The 21828-nt window shown below is 72.1% G+C and carries 23 protein-coding genes; 11 read left to right on the top strand and 12 right to left on the bottom strand.

Going from position 1 to position 21828, the window contains the following annotated elements:
- The first annotated feature begins 34 nt into the window (after positions 1-34).
- Entirely contained in the window at positions 35-658 is a 624-nt protein-coding gene (locus ACSURM_RS25650) for a TetR family transcriptional regulator (RefSeq protein ID WP_436958108.1), read from the top strand.
- Between the two features lie 346 nt (positions 659-1004).
- Here ACSURM_RS25650 and ACSURM_RS25645 read toward each other — a convergent pair whose 3' ends face one another.
- Both ACSURM_RS25645 and ACSURM_RS25640 read right to left on the bottom strand, forming a co-directional pair.
- Positions 1005-1238 carry a ferredoxin gene (locus ACSURM_RS25645; protein WP_436958107.1) on the bottom strand — a complete coding sequence of 78 codons (234 nt, stop codon included), beginning with the start codon at positions 1236-1238 and terminating at the stop codon, positions 1005-1007.
- 3 nt (positions 1239-1241) lie between these two features.
- Positions 1242-2693 (bottom strand): aldehyde dehydrogenase, encoded by a 1452-nt coding sequence (locus ACSURM_RS25640; protein ID WP_436958106.1) that lies wholly within the window; start codon positions 2691-2693, stop codon positions 1242-1244.
- A 186-nt stretch (positions 2694-2879) separates the two neighbouring features.
- Here ACSURM_RS25640 and ACSURM_RS25635 point away from each other — a divergent pair, with 186 nt between their 5' ends.
- Positions 2880-3905: an MBL fold metallo-hydrolase gene (locus ACSURM_RS25635; protein ID WP_436958105.1), complete on the top strand. Its 1026-nt coding sequence runs from the start codon at positions 2880-2882 to the stop codon at positions 3903-3905.
- 74 nt (positions 3906-3979) lie between these two features.
- On the opposite strand, the gene ACSURM_RS25630 is transcribed toward ACSURM_RS25635, so the two are convergent.
- From ACSURM_RS25630 to ACSURM_RS25620, 3 genes are read right to left on the bottom strand one after another with little or no spacing between them, the layout of a single operon-like run.
- Positions 3980-5260 (bottom strand): MAB_1171c family putative transporter, encoded by a 1281-nt coding sequence (locus ACSURM_RS25630; protein ID WP_436958104.1) that lies wholly within the window; start codon positions 5258-5260, stop codon positions 3980-3982.
- Positions 5260-5889, bottom strand: coding sequence for a hypothetical protein (locus tag ACSURM_RS25625; protein WP_436958103.1), 630 nt, complete (start codon positions 5887-5889; stop codon positions 5260-5262). The genes ACSURM_RS25630 and ACSURM_RS25625 overlap by 1 nt, the downstream gene beginning before the upstream one ends.
- On the bottom strand, positions 5882-6475 hold the full coding sequence (locus tag ACSURM_RS25620; protein ID WP_436958102.1) for an XRE family transcriptional regulator: 594 nt from the start codon (positions 6473-6475) through the stop codon (positions 5882-5884). The genes ACSURM_RS25625 and ACSURM_RS25620 overlap by 8 nt, the downstream gene beginning before the upstream one ends.
- Positions 6476-6715: 240 nt before the next feature.
- On the opposite strand from ACSURM_RS25620, the gene ACSURM_RS25615 reads away from it, so the two are divergent.
- The 7 genes from ACSURM_RS25615 to ACSURM_RS25585 all read left to right on the top strand — a co-directional run bounded on the left by ACSURM_RS25615 (position 6716) and on the right by ACSURM_RS25585 (position 14482).
- A complete protein-coding gene (locus ACSURM_RS25615) occupies positions 6716-7753 on the top strand; it encodes a hypothetical protein (RefSeq protein ID WP_436958101.1) in 1038 nt (345 codons plus the stop codon).
- A gap of 370 nt (positions 7754-8123) precedes the next feature.
- Positions 8124-9326 carry a prenyltransferase/squalene oxidase repeat-containing protein gene (locus tag ACSURM_RS25610; RefSeq protein WP_436961184.1) on the top strand — a complete coding sequence of 401 codons (1203 nt, stop codon included), beginning with the start codon at positions 8124-8126 and terminating at the stop codon, positions 9324-9326.
- The gene (locus ACSURM_RS25605) at positions 9323-9997 is read left to right on the top strand and encodes an SCO2322 family protein (protein WP_436958100.1); all 675 of its coding nucleotides are present in this window, start codon (positions 9323-9325) and stop codon (positions 9995-9997) included. The genes ACSURM_RS25610 and ACSURM_RS25605 overlap by 4 nt, the downstream gene beginning before the upstream one ends.
- A complete protein-coding gene (locus ACSURM_RS25600; protein ID WP_436958099.1) occupies positions 9984-11204 on the top strand; it encodes an energy-coupling factor transporter transmembrane component T in 1221 nt (406 codons plus the stop codon). Before ACSURM_RS25605 ends, ACSURM_RS25600 begins: the two co-directional genes overlap by 14 nt.
- Positions 11201-12904, top strand: coding sequence for an ABC transporter ATP-binding protein (locus ACSURM_RS25595; protein WP_436958098.1), 1704 nt, complete (start codon positions 11201-11203; stop codon positions 12902-12904). The genes ACSURM_RS25600 and ACSURM_RS25595 overlap by 4 nt, the downstream gene beginning before the upstream one ends.
- Positions 12901-13722 carry an ECF transporter S component gene (locus ACSURM_RS25590; protein ID WP_436958097.1) on the top strand — a complete coding sequence of 274 codons (822 nt, stop codon included), beginning with the start codon at positions 12901-12903 and terminating at the stop codon, positions 13720-13722. Before ACSURM_RS25595 ends, ACSURM_RS25590 begins: the two co-directional genes overlap by 4 nt.
- 346 nt (positions 13723-14068) lie before the next feature.
- A complete protein-coding gene (locus ACSURM_RS25585) occupies positions 14069-14482 on the top strand; it encodes a lytic transglycosylase domain-containing protein (protein WP_436952665.1) in 414 nt (137 codons plus the stop codon).
- A 91-nt stretch (positions 14483-14573) separates the two neighbouring features.
- Here ACSURM_RS25585 and ACSURM_RS25580 read toward each other — a convergent pair whose 3' ends face one another.
- Both ACSURM_RS25580 and ACSURM_RS25575 read right to left on the bottom strand, forming a co-directional pair.
- Positions 14574-14900 (bottom strand): thioredoxin family protein, encoded by a 327-nt coding sequence (locus ACSURM_RS25580; RefSeq protein WP_436958096.1) that lies wholly within the window; start codon positions 14898-14900, stop codon positions 14574-14576.
- A 191-nt stretch (positions 14901-15091) separates the two neighbouring features.
- Complete coding sequence (locus tag ACSURM_RS25575; protein ID WP_436958095.1) at positions 15092-16327, bottom strand: cytochrome P450; 1236 nt, start codon at positions 16325-16327, stop codon at positions 15092-15094.
- Positions 16328-16558: 231 nt separating this feature from the next.
- Here ACSURM_RS25575 and ACSURM_RS25570 point away from each other — a divergent pair, with 231 nt between their 5' ends.
- Positions 16559-17728 (top strand): steroid 3-ketoacyl-CoA thiolase, encoded by a 1170-nt coding sequence (locus ACSURM_RS25570; protein WP_436958094.1) that lies wholly within the window; start codon positions 16559-16561, stop codon positions 17726-17728.
- Here the strand turns inward: ACSURM_RS25570 and ACSURM_RS25565 are convergent.
- On the bottom strand, positions 17712-18047 hold the full coding sequence (locus tag ACSURM_RS25565) for a DUF397 domain-containing protein (protein WP_436958093.1): 336 nt from the start codon (positions 18045-18047) through the stop codon (positions 17712-17714). The two genes, ACSURM_RS25570 and ACSURM_RS25565, sit on opposite strands and share 17 nt — an antisense overlap.
- Positions 18028-18855, bottom strand: a complete 828-nt coding sequence (locus tag ACSURM_RS25560) for a helix-turn-helix domain-containing protein (protein WP_436958092.1) — start codon at positions 18853-18855, stop codon at positions 18028-18030. Before ACSURM_RS25560 ends, ACSURM_RS25565 begins: the two co-directional genes overlap by 20 nt.
- A 130-nt stretch (positions 18856-18985) precedes the next feature.
- Between ACSURM_RS25560 and ACSURM_RS25555 the strand changes: the two genes are divergently transcribed.
- On the top strand, positions 18986-19378 hold the full coding sequence (locus ACSURM_RS25555; protein WP_436958091.1) for an ATP-binding protein: 393 nt from the start codon (positions 18986-18988) through the stop codon (positions 19376-19378).
- Here the strand turns inward: ACSURM_RS25555 and ACSURM_RS25550 are convergent.
- The 3 genes from ACSURM_RS25550 to ACSURM_RS25540 form a co-directional block, all read right to left on the bottom strand.
- Complete coding sequence (locus ACSURM_RS25550) at positions 19368-19688, bottom strand: hypothetical protein (RefSeq protein WP_436958090.1); 321 nt, start codon at positions 19686-19688, stop codon at positions 19368-19370. The two genes, ACSURM_RS25555 and ACSURM_RS25550, sit on opposite strands and share 11 nt — an antisense overlap.
- Positions 19689-19812: 124 nt before the next feature.
- Positions 19813-20610, bottom strand: a complete 798-nt coding sequence (locus ACSURM_RS25545; RefSeq protein WP_436958089.1) for a DUF3472 domain-containing protein — start codon at positions 20608-20610, stop codon at positions 19813-19815.
- Positions 20611-20726: 116 nt separating this feature from the next.
- A complete protein-coding gene (locus ACSURM_RS25540; protein ID WP_436958088.1) occupies positions 20727-21824 on the bottom strand; it encodes a hypothetical protein in 1098 nt (365 codons plus the stop codon).
- Positions 21825-21828 lie beyond the last annotated feature (4 nt).

Below are 21828 nucleotides of genomic sequence, written 5' to 3'. Positions count from 1 at the left end.
AGACCCCCTCACCGACTGTCACGGAACGGGACCCATGCCTGCGGAAGCCAGCACCTCGCGCCCGGCCGCGCCACCCCTCACCGAGCGGCAGGAGGCCCGCCGCCGCAGGATCCTGCACGCCAGCGCGCGGCTCGCCGGCCGGGGCGGGTTCGACGCCGTGCAGATGCGCGAGGTGGCCGAGTCCTCGCAGGTGGCGCTGGGCACGCTGTACCGCTACTTCCCGTCGAAGGTGCACCTGCTGGTCGCCACCATGCAGGACCAGTTGGAGCACATGCACGGCACCCTGCGCAAGAAGCCCCCGGCGGGCGCCACGGCCGCCGAGCGGGTCGCGGAGACCCTGATGCGCGCCTTCCGCGCGCTCCAGCGGGAGCCGCACCTGGCCGACGCGATGGTCCGCGCGCTCACCTTCGCCGACCGCAGCGTCTCGCCCGAGGTCGACCAGGTGTCCCGGCAGACGACCGCGATCATCCTGGACGCGATGGGCCTGGCGGACCCCACGCCCGAGCAGCTGTCCGTGGTCCGGGTCATCGAGCACACCTGGCACTCGGCGCTGATCACCTGGCTGTCCGGCCGTGCCTCGATCGCCCAGGTGAAGATCGACATCGAGACGGTGTGCCGGCTGATCGACCTGCCGGATTCGGCCGCCGCGCGCCCCTGACAGCCGCGGTGGCACCGGCGCGATGGCACTGGCGCGATGGCTCCGGAAGAGGGCACAGAGAAGACCTACGAGACGGGTTCCCTTCGCCGGTATGGTCCGGATCAGGTGATGGGGGTCGTCGTCCGGCGTCGCTGCCTTCCGACCTCTCAGCCCTACCGTCGCTGTCGGCCCGGGCGGATGCTCTTCGCGTCTCGCCTGAGTCGGCTACTCCGGTCGGACTCCCTCACTCGCCTCGTAGGCTGATATCAGGATATAGCGGATACCTCTGACGGAACCGCCCAATTCCCACCATTTGCCAACGCATCCCTCCTGTGACATGGCCGCCGCACCACGGGACGAGGGGCGTCTACTCCTCCGGCGGGTACACCGCCTCCCCGCTCTCCGCCAGCGTGATCACGATGGCCTCCACCGGGCATCCCTCGGCCGCCGCCAGGAGCGGTTCGCTCGCGTCGGTGTCCGGGGCGAGGGGCCGGGACTGGCGGGCGGAGTCCAGCCGGAAGCCGCCGGGGGCGTGGTGGAGGCACTGGGCCGAGCCGACGCAGAGGGACCGGTCGACCTCCACGTGCCAGCGGTCGCCCATGGCTCAGGCTCCCGCCGGCAGGTGGATCATCTTGTGCTCCAGGTAGGCGCCGTAGCCCTCGGGGCCGAACTCCCGTCCCAGGCCGGAGTTCTTGTAGCCGCCGAACGGGCCGAGCATGTCCAGGCTGAAGGTGTTGACGCAGTAGGTGCCGGTGCGGACCTGCCGGGCGATGTCGGTGCCGTGTTCGACGTCGGCCGTCCACACGCTGCCGGACAGGCCGTAGTCGGAGTCGTTGGCGATCCGCACGGCCTCCCGCTCGTCGCCGTAGGGCAGCAGGCAGATGACCGGGCCGAAGATCTCCTCGCGGGCGATCCGCATGGTGTTGTCGACGTCGCCGAAGAGGGTCGGCTCCACGTACCAGCCGCGTTCCGGCCCGGCCGGACGGCCGCCGCCGGCGAGGATCTTGGCGCCCTCCTCCTGGCCGGCGCGGATGTAGTCGAGGGTGCGGCGCCGCTGGCGTTCGGCGACGAGCGGGCCGACCTGGGTGGCCGGGTCCAGCGGGTCGCCGACCTTCAGGGCGCCGGCCGCGCGGGCGAAGGCGTCGGCGAACTCGTCGTAGCGGGAGCGCGGCAGCAGGATGCGGGTCTGCGCCACGCACGCCTGGCCGTTGTTCATCCAGGCCGCCGGGACGATCCCGGCCACGGCCGTCTCCAGGTCCGCGTCCGGCAGCACCACGGCCGCCGACTTGCCGCCCAGTTCCAGGGTGACCCGGGTGAGGTTGCGGGCGGCGACCTCCATCACGCGCTTGCCGGCCGCGACCGAGCCGGTGAAGGAGATCTTGTCGATGCCGGGGTGCCCGACCAGGTACTCGCTGACCTCCCGGTCGGCGGGGAGGATGGACAGCACGCCCTCGGGCAGCCCGGCCTCGCGGGCGATCTCGCCGAGGAGGTAGGCGTCCAGCGGGGTCTCCGGGGACGGTTTGAGGATCACCGGGCAGCCGGCCAGCAGCGCGGGGGCGAGCTTGGCGGCGGCCACGAACTGCGGGACGTTCCAGGGCACGACGGCGGCGACCACGCCGACCGGTTCGCGGCGCACCAGGATCGGGCCGAGGATTCCGGCCCGGCGCTCCTCGTAGGTGAAGTCGCGGGCGACCTTGACGGCCGCGTCCCACACCATCATCGCGCCGAGCGCCTGGGCGAGGACGCTCCAGGAGTAAGGGGAGCCGTTCTGGGCGGAGATCACCCGGGCGATCTCCTCGTGCCGGGCGGCGATGCCGTCCTTGATCCGGGTGACGACCTCGATCCGCTCGGCGAGCGTCGTACGCGGCCAGGGGCCCTCGTCGAAGGCGCGGCGGGCGAGGGCCACGGCCCGGTCGACGTCCTCCCGGGAGGCGTGCGGCACGCGGCCGATGACCTGCTCGGTGTGCGGGGAGACCACCTCGATGACGTCCCGGCCGTGCGGGTCGGTCAACTCCCCGCCGATGAACAACTGCCCGTGTTCCACCAGTCCGCTCACACCCGACCGCCTCCCACCGCACGTCATCGCGTCCCCGACATTCCTGACGCCCCGTCAGACTTGATACCAGCTCCCATCCGAGGAAACCACCCGCACGTCGGCTCCCGCGCATCCTCACCACCCGCCGCGTCCGGCCCCCGTGGGTAATCTGACCATCAGTCAATTGAACAAGGGGCGGAGGACCGGATGGTGGAGACGTTTGATCACGGTGGGGGCGTGTGGGCCGTGAAGGTGCCGATTCCGGACAACCCCCTCGGGCACACGCTGGTGTACGTGGTGGACACCGACCGGGGCCCGGTGCTGGTCGACGCCGGCTGGGACGACCCCGGGGCCTGGGAGGCGCTGACGGCGGGCCTTGAGGACTGCGGTACGGCAGTGCGGGAGGTGTACGGCGTCGTCGTCACCCACCATCACCCCGACCACCACGGGCTGTCGGCGCGGGTACGGGAGGCGTCCGGCGCCTGGGTGGCGCTGCACGCGGCGGACGCGGCGATCGTGCGCCGGACCCGGGAGGGCCGGCCGGAGCAGTGGTTCGCATACATGGCCGACAAGCTCGCGGCGGCCGGGGCGCCCGAGGAGCACGTGGCTCCGCTGCGGTCGGCCCGCGGGCGGACGCTGCCCGGCCTGTCCCCCGCCCTGCCGGACCGGGAGATCGTCCCCGGGGAACTCCTGGACCTGCCGGGCCGCCGGCTGCGCGCGGTCTGGACCCCGGGCCACACGCCCGGCCATGTCTGCCTGCACCTGGAGGAGGAGCATCCGGCCCGGCTCCCCGGCCGGGGCCGCCTGTTCGGCGGCGACCACCTGCTGCCCGGGATCACCCCGCACATCGGCCTGTACGAGGATCCGGGCGACGCCACCGTGACCGACCCCCTGGGTGACTACCTGGACTCCCTGGAGCGGGTCGCCCGGCTGGCCCCCGCCGAGGTCCTCCCCGCCCACCAGCACGCCTTCACCGACGCCCCGGGCCGCGTACGGGCGCTGCTCGACCACCACGAGCGCCGCCTGACCGGCCTGCTGGCCCTGCTCGCCGAGCCGCTCACGCCCTGGCGGCTCGCCGAGCGCATGGAGTGGAACCGCCCCTGGGGGGACATCCCCTACGGCTCCCGGAACATCGCGGTCTCCGAGGCCGAGTCCCATCTGCGCCGCCTGGTGAAGCTGGGCCGGGCGGAGCCGGTACCGGGCAGCGAGCCGGTGGCCTACGTGGCGGTGTGAGAACGGCGGGTCCAGCACGACGGGACCCGCACGGCGGTACGAGCACGGCGGTACAAGCAAGCGGCGAAGGCAGGTCAGGCCGACGCGCCCAGGTCCCGTACACCGGAACCCTCCGTGCCGGCGGAACCCCCTACGGCACCGGCACCCTCCCCGGCGCCGGAGCCCTCCCCCGCGAGGGCCTGCCGGTAAAACCGGGTTATCGCCGCCTCGTAGTCGCGCAGCACGTGCGAGACGTTCTGGAGTTCGCTGTCGGGGACACAGGGGAACGCGAGCGAATCGGCCTCGGAGTGCGGGTGTTCCTGGTCGTCGGGCGCGTGCAGCGCCGCCGCGGCGAACCGGAGGTCCACCGCCCCCGCGATGCCCCGCGCGACCGGCTCCGGGTAGCCCGCCTCCAGCGCCGCACGCCGTATCCGCTCCCGCCGGAACGCGCTCAGGTACGGTCCCAGCTTCAGCAGGCCGTCGTTGATGGCGGCCCGGCGCAGCTCCAGGCGCAGCGCGGCGCCGCTGACCCGGCCGGTGGCGGGCGCGGCGGGCGGGGCGATGGTGAGCATGGTCTGCCACAGCGGCTTCAGCCGCCGGTGGTCGCGGACCAGGCGCCGCCGCTCCGCCAGCACCGGACCGGCCTGGCCGACGATGAAGGCGACGGCCACCAGGCCCGCCTCGGCGATGGCGAACGGCGGCGCCGCGTAGGTCGACAGCCAGTCCCAGTCCCGGCCGCTCCACCGGCCGGCGATGGCGGCGAACTTGGCGACGTCGAAGAGGAGCCCGAGGGCGTATGCCTCCTGGAGGAAGATCACCGCGCGGCGCAGCCAGGTGTCGGTGACCTCCCGGTACCAGGCCCGCAGCAGCCCGGCGGCGACCAGCGCGGACGCCGTGTGGGCGATGACGTAGAGCAGGATGAACTCGCGCATCCACGGCGTGCGGGCGTAGTAGGTGTCGAGGTCGCGCAGCCGCTCCACGCCGTGGTCGGCGAGCAGGAACGTCACGCACAGCCCGGCGATGACGGCGGCGTACGCCAGCCCGACCTGGCGGGTGCGCCGGCGGCGGGCGGCGGACGGCGGTTCCCGCCAGGTGATGATGAGCCACAGGCAGGCCCCGCAATAGGCGGTGGCGAGGGAGTACACCCACACGGCGGCGAAGTTGGGGACGCCGGTGAGGACGTTGATGCGGTGCAGGTTGGCCGGCGGCAGCGAGACGAAGACGAGGGTGCCGATGGCGAGCAGCACGGCGGTGGCCCGCAGGATCGGGTCCTGCCAGGCGCGCCGCAGCAGCGGCAGTTTGATCACGAAGGCGACGGCGAACAGGACGGCCGGGACGGCGTAGGAGATCCAGGAGCCGGAGATGTCCCAGCGCATCAGGGGCCGCCTATGTTGCCCAGCGAGGAGGACAGCCGGTCGGTGAGGGTGTCCTGGGTCATCCGGCCGGTCGCGCCCGGCCCGACGACCTTGGAGAACTTCGCCGCGAGGCGCAGCCCCCACTCCTCGGCCTCCCACTCGGCCTCGGCGGCCTCGGCGGCGGGCGACCGGGTGGCCATGGCGACCACCCGGTCCCAGGGGATGTCGTCGTCGGCGCGGGCCAGCAGCCGGCGGGCGGCGGCGGGCAGCCCGGGGGCGTAGTGGACGTCCATGGTGCCGTGGTGGATGTGGCCGATCTCGTGCCCGGCGATGACGAACTTGTGCGGGTCGGGGGCGCGTTGTTCGACCACGACGATGTAGTCCTCCTCGCGGGCCAGGGTGATCCCGGAGATGTCCAGGCCCGGCGGGAAGGCGACGAACCGCAGCTTGACCGGGCGGTCCAGGTGGGGGCTGAGGGTGGCGCACAGCGCGTGCAGGAACGCCTCGGGGGTGGTCGGCGGGGTGAGGGTGCGGACGGTCTCGCGCACGAGCCGGTCCAGGAAGCGCTTCGGGGAGCCGAAGGGCCGCAGGGCCATCGCCGACCGGGAAGTCCGCTTGGGCCTCGGGGTCTTGGCGGACTGTTCAGGCACGCCCGGTGTCCCCCGCCTTCTCCGAGGCGATGATCATCTCTGCCAGGTCGGCCAGGGTGGCGAGCTGCCGGGCGTTCATCTGCGGGGCCCGGGCGGCGAGCCGGATCAGGCCGCTCTCGCGCAGCCTCAGCAGCGGGTCGGCCTCGGCCTCCAGGCTCTGCAGCACCGGTTGCAGCGCCTCGAACAGGGCCTCCGGTTCGTCGGCCGTGAAGAAGCCGGCGGGCAGGCCGAAGAAGCGGCGCAGCCGGTCGGCGTGTTCCAGGCTGGGCATGCCGCTCTTGCGCCATTCGCTCAGCCACTGCCTGCTGGTTCCGGCGATCCGGGCCAGTTCGTCCAGGGAGTACCGCTTGCCGTCCGGGCGGCGCCGGGTCTCCCGGATGAAGTCCAGCCGCTGGCGCACCCGGTGGGCGAGGCAGGTCTCGCCGGCCCGGCCGCCGGAGAGGAGTTCGACGACGACGCCCACGGGGACGCCGGTGCGGTAGGAGAGGCCGGCCACGTCGAGGGCCTCCGGCAGCCGGCCGGGCCTGCCGGTCAGTTCGCCGAGCCGGTCCAGTACGTCGGCCAGCGCGGCGTAGACGTCACTCACCGAGTCCCCCTGCGTGTCTTTCCGTTCGCCGGCTGGGCGCGAGGCTACTAGGTCGCCCCCTCGGCGACCAGATCTGACAAGGCTCCCTGCGTAATTGCGCAGCTATCGTTGACAGTTCGGGGCGTGTGGGTGAGGATCACTGCACGGAGAGCAAGATCCGACCCGCCTCGGGTGCCGCCTATGGGGGAGCGGCACCCGGGGCGCTCCTGATCGCCTTCCCCCCGAGGAAGGTCCAGGCCCATGGCCCAGCCCGTCGTGCTCCTCGGGGCCGGCCGCGGGGAGATCTGCGGCGAGTTCCCGCTGGCCCGTGTCGCCGCGGCCCGCCCGGTCCTCCTGGTCGACCCGTCCCGGCCCGCCCGCTGGGCCCGCCCGTATGTGACCGCGCACGTGGCGGCGGACCCGGCCGCGACGGAACGGACGGCCGGGGCGTTGCGAAGACACTCCGTCGGGGGCGTACTGGCCTGGTCCCCGGAGTACCTGCCCGCGGCAGCGCGGCTGGCCGCCCGGCTCGGACTGCCGGGCCTGCCGTACGAGACGGCCGTGACGTGCGCCGATCCGGTGGCGTTACGGGCGCTGCTGGACCGGCACCGGGTGCCGACGGCGGATCCGGCGGACACCGAGGGGGAACCGGTGTCGGCCGAGGCCGTCGTCCTGGACGACGAGGTGCGCATCGTCGCGCTCACCCGTACGGTCCCGGGCCCGGCGCCCGCCCGCCGTCCGCTGCGGCACGGTGTCCACGCCCACGACGGCCTGCTGCACAACCGCTTCCTGCGCCAGTGCGTGGAGCGGGCCGTGCACGCCCTGCGGCTCACCGACACCGTCGCGCACATCACGCTGCGGCTGACCGCCCGCGGCCCCCGCGTCCTGGGCGTGGCCCCGTACCCGCCCGGCGACCTGATCCCGCTGCTGGTGGAGCGGGCCACCGGCGTCGACCTGGCCGGGGCCGCCGCGACCCTGGCCACCGGCGGGGTCCCGGACGTCACCCCGACCCGTCAGCGGGCCGCCGCCGTCCAGTTCGCCTACCCGGCCGTGACCGGCCGCCTCACCCACCTCCGCCTGGACCCCGCCGCCACGCACGAGCCGTCCGCCGAGCGCATGGTCCTCACCCGCAGCCCCGGCGACCCGGTGACGGCGGCCTCCCACGCCGGGCTCACCGACCGTCTGGCCCACTGGGTGGCCACGGCCGACACCCCGGCCCAGTGCGAGCACGCTCTGCGCCGCATGTCCCGCCACCTCACCGCCACGGTCCACCCGACGACCCACGGACACGCGGCGTAGGGCCCGCCGGCTCAGCGGTGGGCGTCGGGGTGGCCCGATTCCCGCGCGACCGCCACGCCCGCCCCCGGCCCACGCCCACCCCCGGCCACCACCCGCACCCGCCCCCGGCCACCTCCGGCCCCGCTGAAGGCGGCCGGTAAAGTGGCGGGGTCGTCACACCCGTACGGGGGAAAGCCGGTGCAATTCCGGCGGTGTCTTCGCCGCGGCACCGGCCTGGCCGGAGCGGGCGGGAACGTCCCGCCGGGTCGTTGACGGCTCGCGTGCGCCGGTGGTCCGCCGCGCACGGCACCGTCGAGGTTGACGGAGCCGAGCCGCCCGGGGTGTCACCCGCGTGCTGCCCGGCTCCCCGCAGGAGAGGCAGTCGCCGACCATGAACGTCCGCCGCAGTGCCGCGGCTCTCGCCGCCGTAGGCGTGCTGGCCGCCGCCGCGCCCGCCACGGCCGCCGACCCGTCCCCGTCGCCCAAGACGACGGTCCCCTCCGGGCTGTACGGCAAGGGTGACCCGACGTACGACGGCGTGTGGCGGCAGTCGCTGACGCTGGTCGCGCAGCGGACCCTCGGCTACAAGCCCGCCCCCGCCGCCGTGGACTGGCTCACCGGCCAGCAGTGCGCGGACGGCGCCTTCGCCGCCTTCCGGGCCACCCCGGACAAGCCCTGCGACGACAAGCTGAAGACGGACACCAACAGCACGGCTGCCGCCGTCCAGGCCCTCGCCGCGACCGGCGGGCACGGCGGCGCGGTGGAGAAGGCCGTGGGCTGGCTGAAGTCCGTCCAGAACGAGGACGGCGGCTGGAGCTACTACCCGGGCGACCCCAGCGACACCAACTCCACCTCCGTCGTCATCGGCGCCCTCGCCGCCGCCGGCACCGACCCGGCGTCCGTCCGCAAGTCCGGCAAGTCCCCCTACGACGCCCTGCCCGCCTGGTCCGTCCCGTGCGACCGGGACGGCGGCGGCGCCCTCGCCTTCCAGCCGGACAAGAAGGGCGAGCTGCTCCCCAACGCCGACGCCACCGCCGCCGGTCTGCTCGGCGCGCTCGGCAAGGGCTTCGTGGCCCGCGCCGGCCAGGCCCCGGCAAAGGACACCTGCGTCAAGGCCACCTCCCGCACCCAGGTCGCCGACAACGCCGGCGCCTACCTCGCGGCGGCCGTCGGCAAGACCGGGCACCTGGAGTCCACCCTGCCCGGCGCCAAGGCCCAGCCGGACTTCGGCAACACCGCGGACGCCGTCGTCGCGCTCGCCGCGGACGGCCGTACCGAACCGGCCCGCAAGGCGTACGCCTGGCTGGAGAAGAACGCCAGCCCGTGGGCGGAGCAGAGCGGCCCCGCCGCCTACGCCCAGCTGATCCTGGCCGCCCACGCCCTCGGTGAGCAGCCGGGCGACTTCAACGGCACCAGCCTGGTCAGCGCCCTCAACGCGCAGGGCCCGGCCCCGCAGATGGACACCTCCGGCCAGCAGCACGAGGAGGAGAAGAAGGAGTCCCGGAACTGGGGCTGGTGGATCTTCGGCGTCTGCCTCGTCGCGAGCATCGGTGTCGGGTTCCTGCTCAGCGGCCGGAAGAAGCAGCAGCCGTGACCGCCGTCCGCCGTGCCGCGCCGGTGCTCGTCGCCGCGCTGCTCCTCCTCGTCTGCGCCGGGCGGGCCGGTGCGACCGGCTACCGCTACTGGTCCTTCTGGGAGCGCACCGACGGCCACTGGACGTACGCGACGCAGGGCCCGGCCTCCGTCCGGCCCGACGACGGTACGGTGCAGGGCTTCCGGTTCACCGTGGGCGCGGACGCCGCGGACGCCGGCCGGCCGCGCGGTACGGCGGACTTCGACACGATCTGCGCGGACACCCCGGCGAAGTCCGGGGCCAAGCGGGTCGCCATGGTGCTGGACTTCGGCACGTCCGCGGACGCGCCGTCCGGCGAGACCCCGCCGCAGCGCCGGGCCGTGTGCGCGCGGGTGCCGTCCGACGCGTCCAGCGCGGACGCGCTCGCCGCGGTGGCGGGGCCGCTGCGGTACGACACCAACGCCCTGCTGTGCGCCATCGCGGGCTACCCGCACAAGGGCTGCGGCGAGCAGGCCTCCACGGACCGCGAGCCCACCGCCACCGCGCCCGATTCCGGTTCCTCCGAGTCCTCGGCGTCCTCGGAGTCCGACTCCGGCCCGTCCCTGGGTCTGCCGATCGGCGTGGGGGTGGTGGCCCTGCTGGCGGGCGCGGCGATATGGCAGTCCCGACGGCGGCGCGATGCGTCCGGGTGACCCCGGCCCGTCCTGCGACCGCGACGCGATGCGTCCGGGTGATCCCGGCCCGTCCCGCGACCGCGGCAGCGCCGTGGCCGGTCGCGCGGTTCCCCGCGCCCCCAGGGAGTCGCAGTCCCGTCCGCCGGAAACCACCCCCACCCGGTCCCGCCCCACCCTGCACCCCGGTGCCTGGTGGCTCTGGGCGATATCGCTCGGTGTCGCCGCCACCCGTACCACCAACCCCCTCCTCCTGGCCCTGCTCCTCGCGGCCTCCGGGTACGTCGTGGCGACGCACCGCTCCCCCGCCCCCTGGGCCCGCTCGTACGCGGCGTTCGTCCGGCTCGCCCTCGCCGTGCTGGTCATCCGCGTTCTGTTCGCGGTGGCGCTCGGCTCCCCCATCCCCGGCACACACACCCTCCTCACCCTCCCGGAAGTCCCCCTCCCCGACTGGGCGCAGGGCATCCGGCTCGGCGGCCGGGTGACCGCCGAGGCCGTGCTCTTCGCCGCCTACGACGGCCTGAAGCTCGCCACCCTCCTGGTCTGCGTCGGCGCCGCGAACGCCCTCGCCAGCCCCACCCGCCTGCTCAAGTCGCTGCCCGGCGCCCTGTACGAGACGGGCGTGGCCGTGGTCGTCGCGCTCACCTTCGCCCCGCACCTGATCGCCGACGTCCGCCGCCTGCGCGCCGCCCGCCGCCTGCGCGGCCGTCCCGACCGGGGGCTGCGGGGCCTGCTCCAGGTCGGACTGCCGGTCCTGGAGGGCGCGCTGGAACGCTCGGTCGCGCTCGCCGCCGCGATGGAGGCCCGCGGCTACGGCCGTACCGCCGAGGTGCCCGCCCCGGTCCGCCGTACCACCGCCGCCCTCACCCTCGGCGGCCTGCTCGGCGTCTGCGCGGGCACGTACGGACTGCTGACCGCGGAAGGCGGCACCTACGGGCTTCCCGTACTGCTCGCCGGAGTCCTCGCCGCGCTCGCCGGGCTGCGGCTGGGCGGCCGGCGTTCCCCCCGCACCCGGTACCGCCCCGACCCCTGGGGAGCGCACGCCTGGCTGGTCACCGGCTCCGGCGCCGCCGTGGCCGCGCTGCTGACGCTGGCCTCGGTCCGCGACCCGGAGGCCCTGCACCCCGGTGTGGTCCCGCTGGTCGCCCCCACCCTCCCGCTGTGGCCCGCCGTGGCCGTCCTGCTCGCCCTGCTGCCCGCCTTCGTCGTCCCCAGGGAGCCGTCGTGATCCGCTTCGAGGATGTCAGCGTGACGTACGAGGGTGCCGCCGAACCCTCCGTCACCGGCGTCGACTTCGAGGTGCCGGAGGGCGAACTCGTGCTGCTCGCCGGTCCGTCCGGGGTCGGCAAGTCCACCGTGCTGGGCGCGGTCAGCGGACTGGTCCCGCACTTCACCGGCGGCACCCTGCGCGGACGCGTCACGGTGGCCGGCCGGGACACCCGCACCCACCAGCCGCGCGAACTCGCCGACGTGGTGGGCACGGTGGGCCAGGATCCGCTGGCGCACTTCGTGACCGACACCGTGGAGGACGAACTCGCCTACGGCATGGAGTCCCTGGGGCTCGCCCCGGCGGTGATGCGGCGCCGGGTGGAGGAGACCCTGGACCTGCTGGGCCTGGCCGCCCTGCGGGACCGTCCCATCGCCACCCTGTCCGGCGGGCAGCGGCAGCGGGTGGCCATCGGTTCGGTCCTCACCCCGCACCCTCAGGTACTGGTCCTGGACGAGCCGACCTCCGCGCTCGACCCGGCGGCGGCGGAAGAGGTGCTGGCCGTCCTCCAGCGCCTGGTGCACGACCTCGGCACGACGATCCTCATGGCCGAACACCGCCTGGAACGGGTGATCCAGTACGCCGACCGCATGGTGCTCCTCCCGTCCCCCGGCGCCACCCCCCTCACCGGCACCCCGTCCGAGATCATGGCGGTCTCCCCGGTCCACCCCCCGGTGATCGCGCTGGGCCGCCTGGCCGGCTGGTCCCCGCTTCCGTTGACGATCCGGGACGCCCGCCGCCAGGCGGCTCCCCTACGGGCCCGCCTGGCCGACAGTCCTTCGCGCCAGGTCCCGCCCTCGCCGACGAGCGACCCCACCCCCGCCCCGCGGCAGCACCGGTTCCGCTCCCTCTTCGGCCGCACCACCCCCACACCGACCCCCGACCACCCGTACCTCGCCCGGATCCACGCCCTCTCCCTGCGCCGGGACACCACCCAGGCCCTGCGCCACATAGAGCTGACCGTCTCCAAGGGCGAGACCATCGCGCTCATGGGCCGCAACGGCGCCGGCAAGTCCACCCTGCTGAACACCCTCGTCGGCCTGCTCGCCCCGACCACCGGCACGGTCACCGTCGGCGGTCTCACCCCGCACCGCACCCCGCCCCCCACCCTGATCCGCCACGTGGGCCTGGTCCCCCAGGACCCCCGGGACCTGCTGTACGCGGACACGGTCGCGGCGGAGTGCGCCGCCGCCGACAAGGACGCGGGCGCCACCGAAGGCACCTGCCGCGCCCTGGTCTCCGAGCTGCTCCCGGACATCACCGACGACACCCACCCCCGCGACCTCTCCGAGGGCCAGCGGCTGGCGCTCGCGCTGGCCGTGGTGCTCACCGCGCGCCCGCCGCTGCTCCTGCTGGACGAGCCGACCCGAGGTCTGGACTACGCGGCCAAGGCCCGCCTGGTCTCCGTGCTGCGCGGGCTCGCCGCCGAGGGGCACGCGATCGTGCTGGCGACGCACGACGTGGAGCTGGCCGCCGAGCTGGCGCACCGCGTGGTGCTGCTGGCCGAGGGCGAGGTGATCGCCGACGGCCCGATGGCGGAGATCGTCGTCTCCTCCCCCTCCTTCGCCCCGCAGGTGACGAAGATCCTGGCCCCGCAGCGCTGGCTGACCGTCTCCGAGGTCCGCGAGGCCCTGAACGAGGTCCGCGAGGCCCTGAAATGAGCCGTACCCGCCTGCACGCCGTCCGCCTGGGCCCCCGCTCCCTCGCCGCGCTCGCCCTCACCGGCACCGTCGGCCTGGTCGCGTTCTGCTGGCCGTTCCTCGCGCCGCCCCGCTCCCAGCTGAGCGCCCACGCGCAGGACGCGCCGTGGCTCTTCGCGGGCCTGCTCATCCTTCTGGTCGCGGTGGTCGCGGCGACGATCTCGGAGTCCGGTCTCGGCCCGAAGGCGGTGGCGATGCTGGGCGTGCTGGCCGCCACGGGTGCGGCGCTGCGGCCGATCGGCGCCGGTACGGCGGGCCTGGAGCCGATGTTCTTCCTGATGGTGCTGAGCGGCCGGGTGCTGGGCCCGGGGTTCGGCTTCACCCTGGGCTCGGTGACGATGTTCGCGTCCGCCCTGCTGACGGGCGGGGTCGGGCCGTGGCTGCCGTTCCAGATGCTGGCGATGGGCTGGTTCACGATGGGCGCCGGGCTGCTGCCGGGCCCGGTCCGGCTGCGCGGCCGGGCCGAGCTGCTGGTGCTCGCGGTGTACGGCTTCCTGGCCGCGTTCGCCTACGGCACGGTGATGAACCTGGCCGGCTGGCCCTTCATGGGCGGCGGGGCCTCGGGCATCTCCTTCGTGGCCGGGGACGCGGTCGCCGCGAACCTGGCCCGGTTCGTCGCGTACTGCACGGCCACGTCCCTCGGCTGGGACCTGGGCCGGGCCCTGTGCACGGTCGTGCTGACCCTCGCGCTCGGCCCGGCGGTGCTGCGGGCACTGCGCCGGGCCACGAGGCGCGCCGCGTTCGAGACCGCGGTCACATTCGACCGCCCCGGACAGTGACCCGGCGTGCGGACCCGGGCACGGGACGTGAGCGAGCCGGTGAAGGACCCCACATGACGCACGTCACCTACGACCCCGAGCCGTAGCGCCTTTTGCCCGATTCACCCCTTCCCGCACCCCCTCCGACCTGCGGATTGAGACGCACGCCACATACTTCGTGTCCCTCACGAATCCGGCCACCACTAGTAAAGGGGGTCATTGCGGGCCCCCGGCGGGCCTGCTTATCTGGATGACGTCGCCAGGCGCCACGAGCCCACAGCGGGCCGCGGCGCCGACGTATGCGGGCCACTCGACGTGGTCCTCCACATGCGGGCGACCCCCTATCCCCGAACGCAAGAGGTACTTCGTGACCGTCTCCGTCATCCGCCGCATCGCTTCCCCGAAGAAGGTCCTCACCACCGCCGCCGTGGCCGCCGCCACCGCCGGCATGGCGCTCACCGCCGCTCCGGCTCACGCCGCCCCGGCCCAGGCCTCCTCCGCCCAGGCGATCGCGCACAAGATGATCCCGGACGCCGCGCAGTTCAACGCCTTCAGCAAGATCGTCTCCCACGAGAGCGGCTGGAACCCCCACGCCACCAACAGCTCCTCCGGCGCCTACGGCCTCGTCCAGGCCCTCCCGGCCTCCAAGATGGCCTCCGCCGGTTCCGACTGGAAGACCAACCCGGCCACCCAGATCAAGTGGGGCCTGGACTACATGAACTCCCGCTACGGCAGCCCCGTCAAGGCCTGGGACTTCTGGCAGGCCAACGGCTGGTACTGAGCCGACAGCACCCCACAACGCGCCCGCACCCCCGCCCACCCGGCGGGGGTGCGCGCGTATGTCCACGGGCAGCCCGGTCAGGCGCCGGGAGTCACAGGTGCGGCGTGACCAGTTCGACCACGTTGCCCTTCGAGGCGGGTCCGATGCGGGTGGCGACGATCTTGCCGTCCTTGAAGACGTAGAGGGTGGGGATGGCCGTGACGTTGTACTTCGGCGGGGTCTGGGGGCTGCGGTCGATGTCGAGGCGGGTCACGGTCAGACGGCCGGAGTACTCCGCGGCCACGTCCGCGAGGACGGGATCGAGCGCCCGGCACACACCGGACCACTCGGCGCGGAAAACGGCCAGGACCGGCCCGGCGGCCTTGACCACCTTCTCCTCGAAGTCCGCGTCGGTCACGTCGATGACGGTGCCTGCCATGGGTGTTTCCTTTCGGTGGGGCGAGGAGGAGGTGGCCGTCGGGCCGTGGCCCTCCTCCCTTGCGGTACCGGCCGCGGTCACGGACCGCGGTCGACCGGCTACTGCCCAGAGCGGGCGAAGTCGTGCGATACCGCTGCCAACTGGGCCTGATGTTGCTGGCACATGGCCGACAGGCCCCTCTTGCGCTCGCCTCAGCCGGCCATCACCCGCAGCTCCTTCACCCCGTTGATCCAGGCCGAGCGCAGCCGTCGCGGGTCGTCCGCGAGGCGCAGGCCGGGCATCGCGTCGGCCATGGCGCGGAAGATCAGGTCGATCTCCAGCACGGCCAGGGACTTGCCGAGGCAGTAGTGGGGACCGCCTCCGCCGAAGCCCAGGTGGGGGTTGGGATCGCGGGTGATGTCGAAGGTGTCGGGGTCGGTGAAGACCTCCGGGTCGCGGTTGGCGGAGGCGTAGAAGAGCCCGACCCGGTCGCCCTTCCTGATCCGTACGCCACCCAGTTCGGTGTCCTGGGTCGCCGTCCGCTGGAAGGCGTGGACCGGGGTCGCCCAGCGCACGATCTCCTCGGCCGTGGTCGCAGGGCGTTCCCGGCGGAAGAGGTCCCACTGATCGGGGTGGGTGAGGAAGGCGTGCATGCCGTGGGTGATGGCGTTGCGGGTCGTCTCGTTGCCCGCGACCGCCAGCATCAGCACGAAGAAGCCGAACTCGTCGGAGTTCAGGTTGCCCTCGTCCTCCGCCGCCACCAGTGTCGAGACGATGTCCCCGGCCGGGCATTGCTTGCGCTCGGCGGCCATGTTCATGGCGTAGGCGATGATCTCGACGGCGGACTGCGCGCCGATCTCCTCCGTGATGGCGTACTCCGGGTCGTCGTACGCGATCATCTTGTTGGACCAGTCGAAGATCTTCGTACGGTCCTCCTGCGGCACTCCGATCAGTTCCGCGATGGCCTGGAGCGGGAGTTCGCAGGCGACCTCGGTGACGAAGTCGAAGGGCCCGGAGCGGGCGCGGGCGGCGGCGACGATCGCCTCGGCACGGTCACGCAGCCGCTGTTCCAGCGCGCGGATCGAGCGTGGCGTGAAGCCGCGCTGCACTATCTGGCGCACGCGCGTATGTTCCGGTGGATCCATGTTGAGCAGGATCAGCCGTTGGGCGTCGATGGCGTCGCGCTCGATGTGCTCGTTGAAGCGGATGACCGCCGTGTTGAGGGAGGAGGAGAAGAGTTCGGGGTGCGTGGAGACGTACTTGACGTCGGCGTGCCGGGTGACGGCCCAGTAGCCGGTGTCGGCGAAGCCCGCGACGCCGTGCGGCTGCGGGATCCAGCGGACCGGTTCACCGCGGCGCAGCGCGGCGAACTCCGGGAAGGGCACGCGGTGGTGCAGCAGGTCGGGGTCGGTGGGGTCGAACCCGTCGGGCAGCGCTGGACAGGGCATCGGCGGCTCCAGCCATCTGACGGTCCATCAGCGAGTGCGGCGACGGTAATAACGGGTTCTACAAGTCGCAAGGGCCGCGACTGAGCCAATCCGTGCGGAAACCGCGCGGATCACGCCTTCTCCCCCCGCAAGACCCTTGCGGTGACGGTCATCACATCAGCAGACTGCCGAGTGGGAACTAGAACACGTACTAGTTCTGGAGGAGAGCCCTCTCGGAGAGGACCCGCAGCCATGGCCGCCGAACCCGTGATCGTCGAAGCCGTCCGCACCCCCATCGGCAAGCGCGGCGGCGCGCTCGCCCATCTGCACCCGGCCTATCTGCTGGGCGAGACCTACCGTGAACTCCTCGGCCGCACCGGCATCCCGGCCGACGCCGTCGAGCAGATCGTCGGCGGTACGGTGACCCACGCCGGCGAGCAGTCCATGAACCCCGCGCGCACGGCCTGGCTGACCATGGGCCTGCCCTACGAGACGGCCGCGAGCACGGTCGACTGTCAGTGCGGCTCCTCGCAGCAGGCGTCCCACATGGTGGCCAACATGGTCGCGGCGGGCGTCATCGACGTCGGTATCAGTTGCGGTGTCGAGTCCATGTCCCGGGTCCCGCTGGGCTCCGGCTCCAAGCACGGCCCCGGGAAACCCTTCCCGGACGAGTGGAACGTCGACCTCCCCAACCAGTTCGAGGCCGCCGAGCGCATCGCCCGCCACCGGGGACTGACGCGCGAGGACGTCGACGCGCTCGGCCTGCTCTCCCAGCGGCGCGCCGCCCACGCCTGGGCCGAGGAGCGCTTCAAGCGGGAGACCTTCGCCGTCCAGGTGCCCACCACGGAGGAGGAGCAGGACGCCGGTCAGGGCATGTGGCGCCTGGTCGACAAGGACGAGGGACTGCGCGACACCACCCCGGAGGCGCTGGCCGGCCTGAAGCCGGTCATGCCGACGGCCGTCCACACCGCCGGGAACTCCTCCCAGATCTCCGACGGCGCGGCGGCCATCATGTGGGCGTCCAAGCGCATGGCCCGCGCGCTGAAGCTGAAGCCGAGGGCCCGGATCGTCGCCCAGGCCCTCGTCGGCGCGGACCCCCACTTCCACCTGGACGGCCCCATCGACGCCACCCGCGCCGTTCTCGGCAAGGCGGGCATGACCCTCAAGGACATCGACCTCGTGGAGATCAACGAGGCGTTCGCCTCCGTCGTCCTCAGCTGGGCCCAGGTCTTCGACCAGAACCTCGACAAGGTCAACGTCAACGGCGGTGCGATCGCCCTGGGCCACCCGGTCGGCGCGACCGGCGCCCGCCTCATCACCACCGCCCTGCACGAACTGGAGCGCGCGGACAAGGAGTTCGCCCTCGTCACCATGTGCGCGGGCGGCGGACTGGCGGCCGGGACGATCATCCAGCGGCTGTAGCCGACGCCCAGGACACGAAGGAGCCGAAGGCGGCGGGGCCGACGTTCAGCACGGGCCCCGCCGGGTTCTTCGAGTCACGGATGGCGACGGTGGTGGCGCAGGGGGGTTCAGCGACCTCCAGGCACTGGCCGCCCTGGTCACCGCTGTACGAGGACTTTTGCCAGGCCAGGTCGCCGAGGGGGGTGCACTCGACGCACGACCCGCCCTGGTCACCGCTGTACGAGGACTTGCGCCAGGTCAGTTCGCCGAGGGGGGCGCACTCGACGCAGTTGCCGCCTTGGTCGCTGCTGTGCGACGACTTACGCCACTTGCTCTCCATAGCGGTCCTCCATTACTTGTCGGATCACCTCCGCCGACTTCTTGATAGAGAGCGCGGCGGCCTGGAGGTGATCGTAACGGAGCGAGCAGTCCCTGACGGTGTCCGGGTTCGCGGTCGGATGCCCGCTGCTGTAGCCCTCGGTGTACACGATGGGCGGGTCGCTCACGAAGTGGAAGAGGTCGAACGAACCTTGCGAACCCGCATGTGCTCCGGCCGAGTAGGGCAGCACCTGGACGTTGATCAGTGGGTTTCCCTCGAACGACAACAGGTGGGCGAGTTGCTCCCGCATGACCTCAGGACTCCCGACCTCTTGGTGCAGCGCAGCCTCGCTGATGACCGCCCAGAATTGCGGAGGTTCACTCTTCTCGAAGATGCGTTGACGCGCCAGTCGAGCGGCAGTGCGGTCATCGAGCTTGCCCTGGTCGAGTACGCCGAGGACAGCACGCGCGTATGCCGACGTCTGTAGCAGGCCATGGATCAGGTGCGTGTGGAAGGTGTTCATCTGAGTGGCCCGCGCCTCCAGCTCAGCCACCTCCTGGAACCAGGCCGGAAGTTGGCTACGAAGCACCAACTGGACGAGCCGGGTAAGCGCACCCCCCGTCCCCAGCGCCGCGTCCACCCGCTGGCTGAACTCCAGCGTGGGGACTTTCCTCGCTGTCTCGATCTGACCGATGAGCGAGCCGGTGTAGTTGATGATTTCACCGAGCTGACGCTGTGTGAGGCCCGCCGCCTCCCGGTACCGCCGTAGCTCGAAGCCGTAGTAGTGCAGCGGAGACGCGCCCGCGTCGAGGGTGCTGATGTTGGCCACAGTGGGGGACCCCTCTCACGCAACAGAGTCCACGTGGGGACTCGTTGTGTTCTTCCTGTAGCCGAGCGTAGTGAGAACACGCCAGCCTCGTACCGTGAACCTGAATTTTCCCCACATTCCCCAGTACCGCATGGAAATCACGGTCGGCGAGCACTCCGTGCGCCACATCCGCCGGATCGTCCGCTCGCTGCTGCGCGAGTGGGAGCTGGAGCCGCTGACGTTCGCCGTGGAGCTGGGCGTGAGCGAGCTGGTCACCAACGTCGTACGGCATGTGCCCGACCGCCGCTGCCGGGTGGTCGTGGCCCGGCAGGCGGCGGGGGTCCGGGCCGAGGTGAGTGACGGCTTCGCCGCGCTGCCCCGGATGGAGGCCGAGGTGGACGAGGAGTCCGAGGGCGGCCGGGGCCTGGCCCTGCTGGACGCCGTGGTGGACAAGTGGGGGGTGTCACCGGGCGCCGGCGGGAAGACCGTGTGGTTCGAGTGCCACGGCTGCCCCGCCGCGCCCGGCGAGGGACTCAGGCGATGATGCGCACGGACAGGGGGTTCGCGTAGGACACCGCCCGGCCGGGAGCCAGGATGTTGAGGAGGTTGGTGCAGTTCGCGTTGTAGTAGTAACTCAGCGTCCTGTTCGTGTTGTTGGCGAGCAGCTGCGCGCGGACCTGGAGGGTGATGCAGACGCCGTCCGGCGGGTTGTCGATCTGGAACCTCTGACCGGAGCCGCTGAAGTACCGGATGTTCCCGGTGGCGGCCTCCGCGCTGGAGGTCAGGCCGACGGCCAGGACGGCCGCGGTGCCGGCCGCCAGGGCGAGTCTGGCCGTACGTGCGATGCGGAGCATGAGTGGTGTCCCCTTTCCCGTTCCAGCCCTCGAAGGGGGAATCCCACCGGTCGGGGGAACTGAAAGGAGGCAGACATGAACTATCACCTGAACCAGTGATAGTTCATGTCATAAGACGATGGGCTCAGCTGGAACCGACGCTCGACTCGACGGTGTAGCTTCCGGGGGCCGGTGTCGTCACCGTGTAGTCCGACACGTTCGAGCAGGTGTAGATTCCCTTGCCCGGCTCGTCCGTGCCCTTGTGGGTGTACGCCTTGAACGCCAGCGGCTTTCCGTCTGCCTTGACGTCGGTGTACGAGACGGTCACCGCCGGGATGTCGGCACAGGTGCGGACCCCCGCGAACTTCTCGATGAAAGCGTCCGCGTAGTTGTAGAACCCCGTGAAGCCCGGAGGGGTGCGCCAGGCTCCGATCGTCCGTTCCTCACCGGTCGACAAGTCCTTGATCGTGCCCGTGTAGGACAGCCCCGCGTCGTCGCTCGTCTTCTTGGCGGTGATGGTGTACTTCCGGCCGGCCGCGTACTCCAGGTCGTCGATGGCGCACGTGACGCCCCGCCCCGCGTCGGCACCCGGATGGCAGTTGGGGTGGAGGGGCGTCGCGCCGCCGCCGAAGAAGGAGAACCTCACCCCCGCCTTCCCGTTCGGGTGGGGCTGGAGGCCCGAGTAGAAACCGCCCCCGTTCGCGTACACGTAGTGCGCGTAATAGATGGCTTCAGTGGGCAGCGGTGTGCCGACCTGGACCGTGTACGCGTACTCGCTGAACTTCCCCGGGATGTCATAGGTGAAGTTGATGAAATGCTGGGGGTTTCCCGCGGGGATCGATCCCGGGTCCCCGGCGTGCGCGGTGCCCTGGGAGACGAGCAGTACCGCGGCCGCTCCGGCGACTGCGGCGAACCGGGCGTACCGCGGGGAGGAATGTGGCATGTAAATCCCTTCATGTCGATGCCTGCCGGGATAACGCCAGGTCGCCGGGCGTTATCCCGCATGGTGTCGGCGTTTGTCGCCGCGGGGGAGGTCGCGGGCCGCCTTGCCGTCCTCGTTCAGGCGCCCTTGGGCTTGCCGCTGTGCACGGACAGGGCTCGGCCGGTCGGGAACGGGAAGGGGCTGGGCTCCGGTTCCTCGGCGTCGTCGTTGGGTGCGACGACATCGTCAGGGCCGATGACCAGCTTGCGGCCGGTGCAGTCGGCGTTCTCCCAGACGGTGATCCAGAACTTCTTGGAGTCGTTGGCGACACGGGTCAGTTCCCCGCCACCCTCGATCACGTAGACCTTGCCGTCCTCCAGGCCGCGGATGCCGAGTTCGCGCTGGTAGTGGATATGAGGGTCCTCGGCCCGCACGAGCGACCGCGCTCCGTCCACGGTCACGCTCTTCGTGTTCAGGGAGAACGAGTAACCGGCGCTTTTCGCTTTGATGGCGCAGTTGGCGCCGGTTCCGTCGGAGTTGTCCCAGAAGGTGCAGGTGTAGTCGGAGAAGTTGTTGACGAAGGTGACCGTGCCCGGCCCCAGGGCGGAGTAGACGGTTCCCGGCTTCGGCTTGGGGATGCTGTAGCCCCACTCCAGGGTGACCTCCGGGTCCCCCGGGAGGGCCTGCTCGGGGGCCTTGGCGTGCTGCTCGGCGCCCTCGCCTTCCTCGTCCTCGGAAGCCCAGGCCGGCCGTTTCTTGAGGACCGACACCCTCCGGCAGGGTTGCCCGTCGCTGTAGTGGTCGTCCTCCGGCTCGATGAGCGCCTTGTCCCCTGTGCCGTCGGGATTGCCCCAGGCGACGATCCAGCGGTCGTCCGACTCGTTGTCCACGCGCACCAGTTGCCAGTCGCCCTCGATGTCAAGGGCGGCTTCCTTCTTGGACGTGTCCTCCAGGTCGAGGATGCGGAACACGGTGACGGCGGGCTCGTCCTCCGGACCCTTCCCTCGCTTCGAGACGGACCAGCTCTTGACCTGCCATTCCAGGAGTTCGAGCCTCTCCCCCTTCTTGACCGTTTGCTTTTCTCCCGTTCCGTCCGCGTTCTCGAAGAAGGTGACGGAGTGCGCGGTGTAGTTGCAGACTTCGGAGACGATGCCGGGACCGGCACAGCTGTAGATCTTGCCGGGGTCGGGGTCCTTGACGGTGGCAGCCAGTTCGACGGTCGCGATGCGGTTCATGATG

The organism is Streptomyces sp. SudanB182_2057 (genome assembly GCF_964272715.1).
GTDB lineage: Bacteria > Actinomycetota > Actinomycetes > Streptomycetales > Streptomycetaceae > Streptomyces > Streptomyces rubradiris.
Note: the sequence above shows the minus strand (reverse complement) of the source record. Positions and strands in the feature narration are given on the sequence as shown.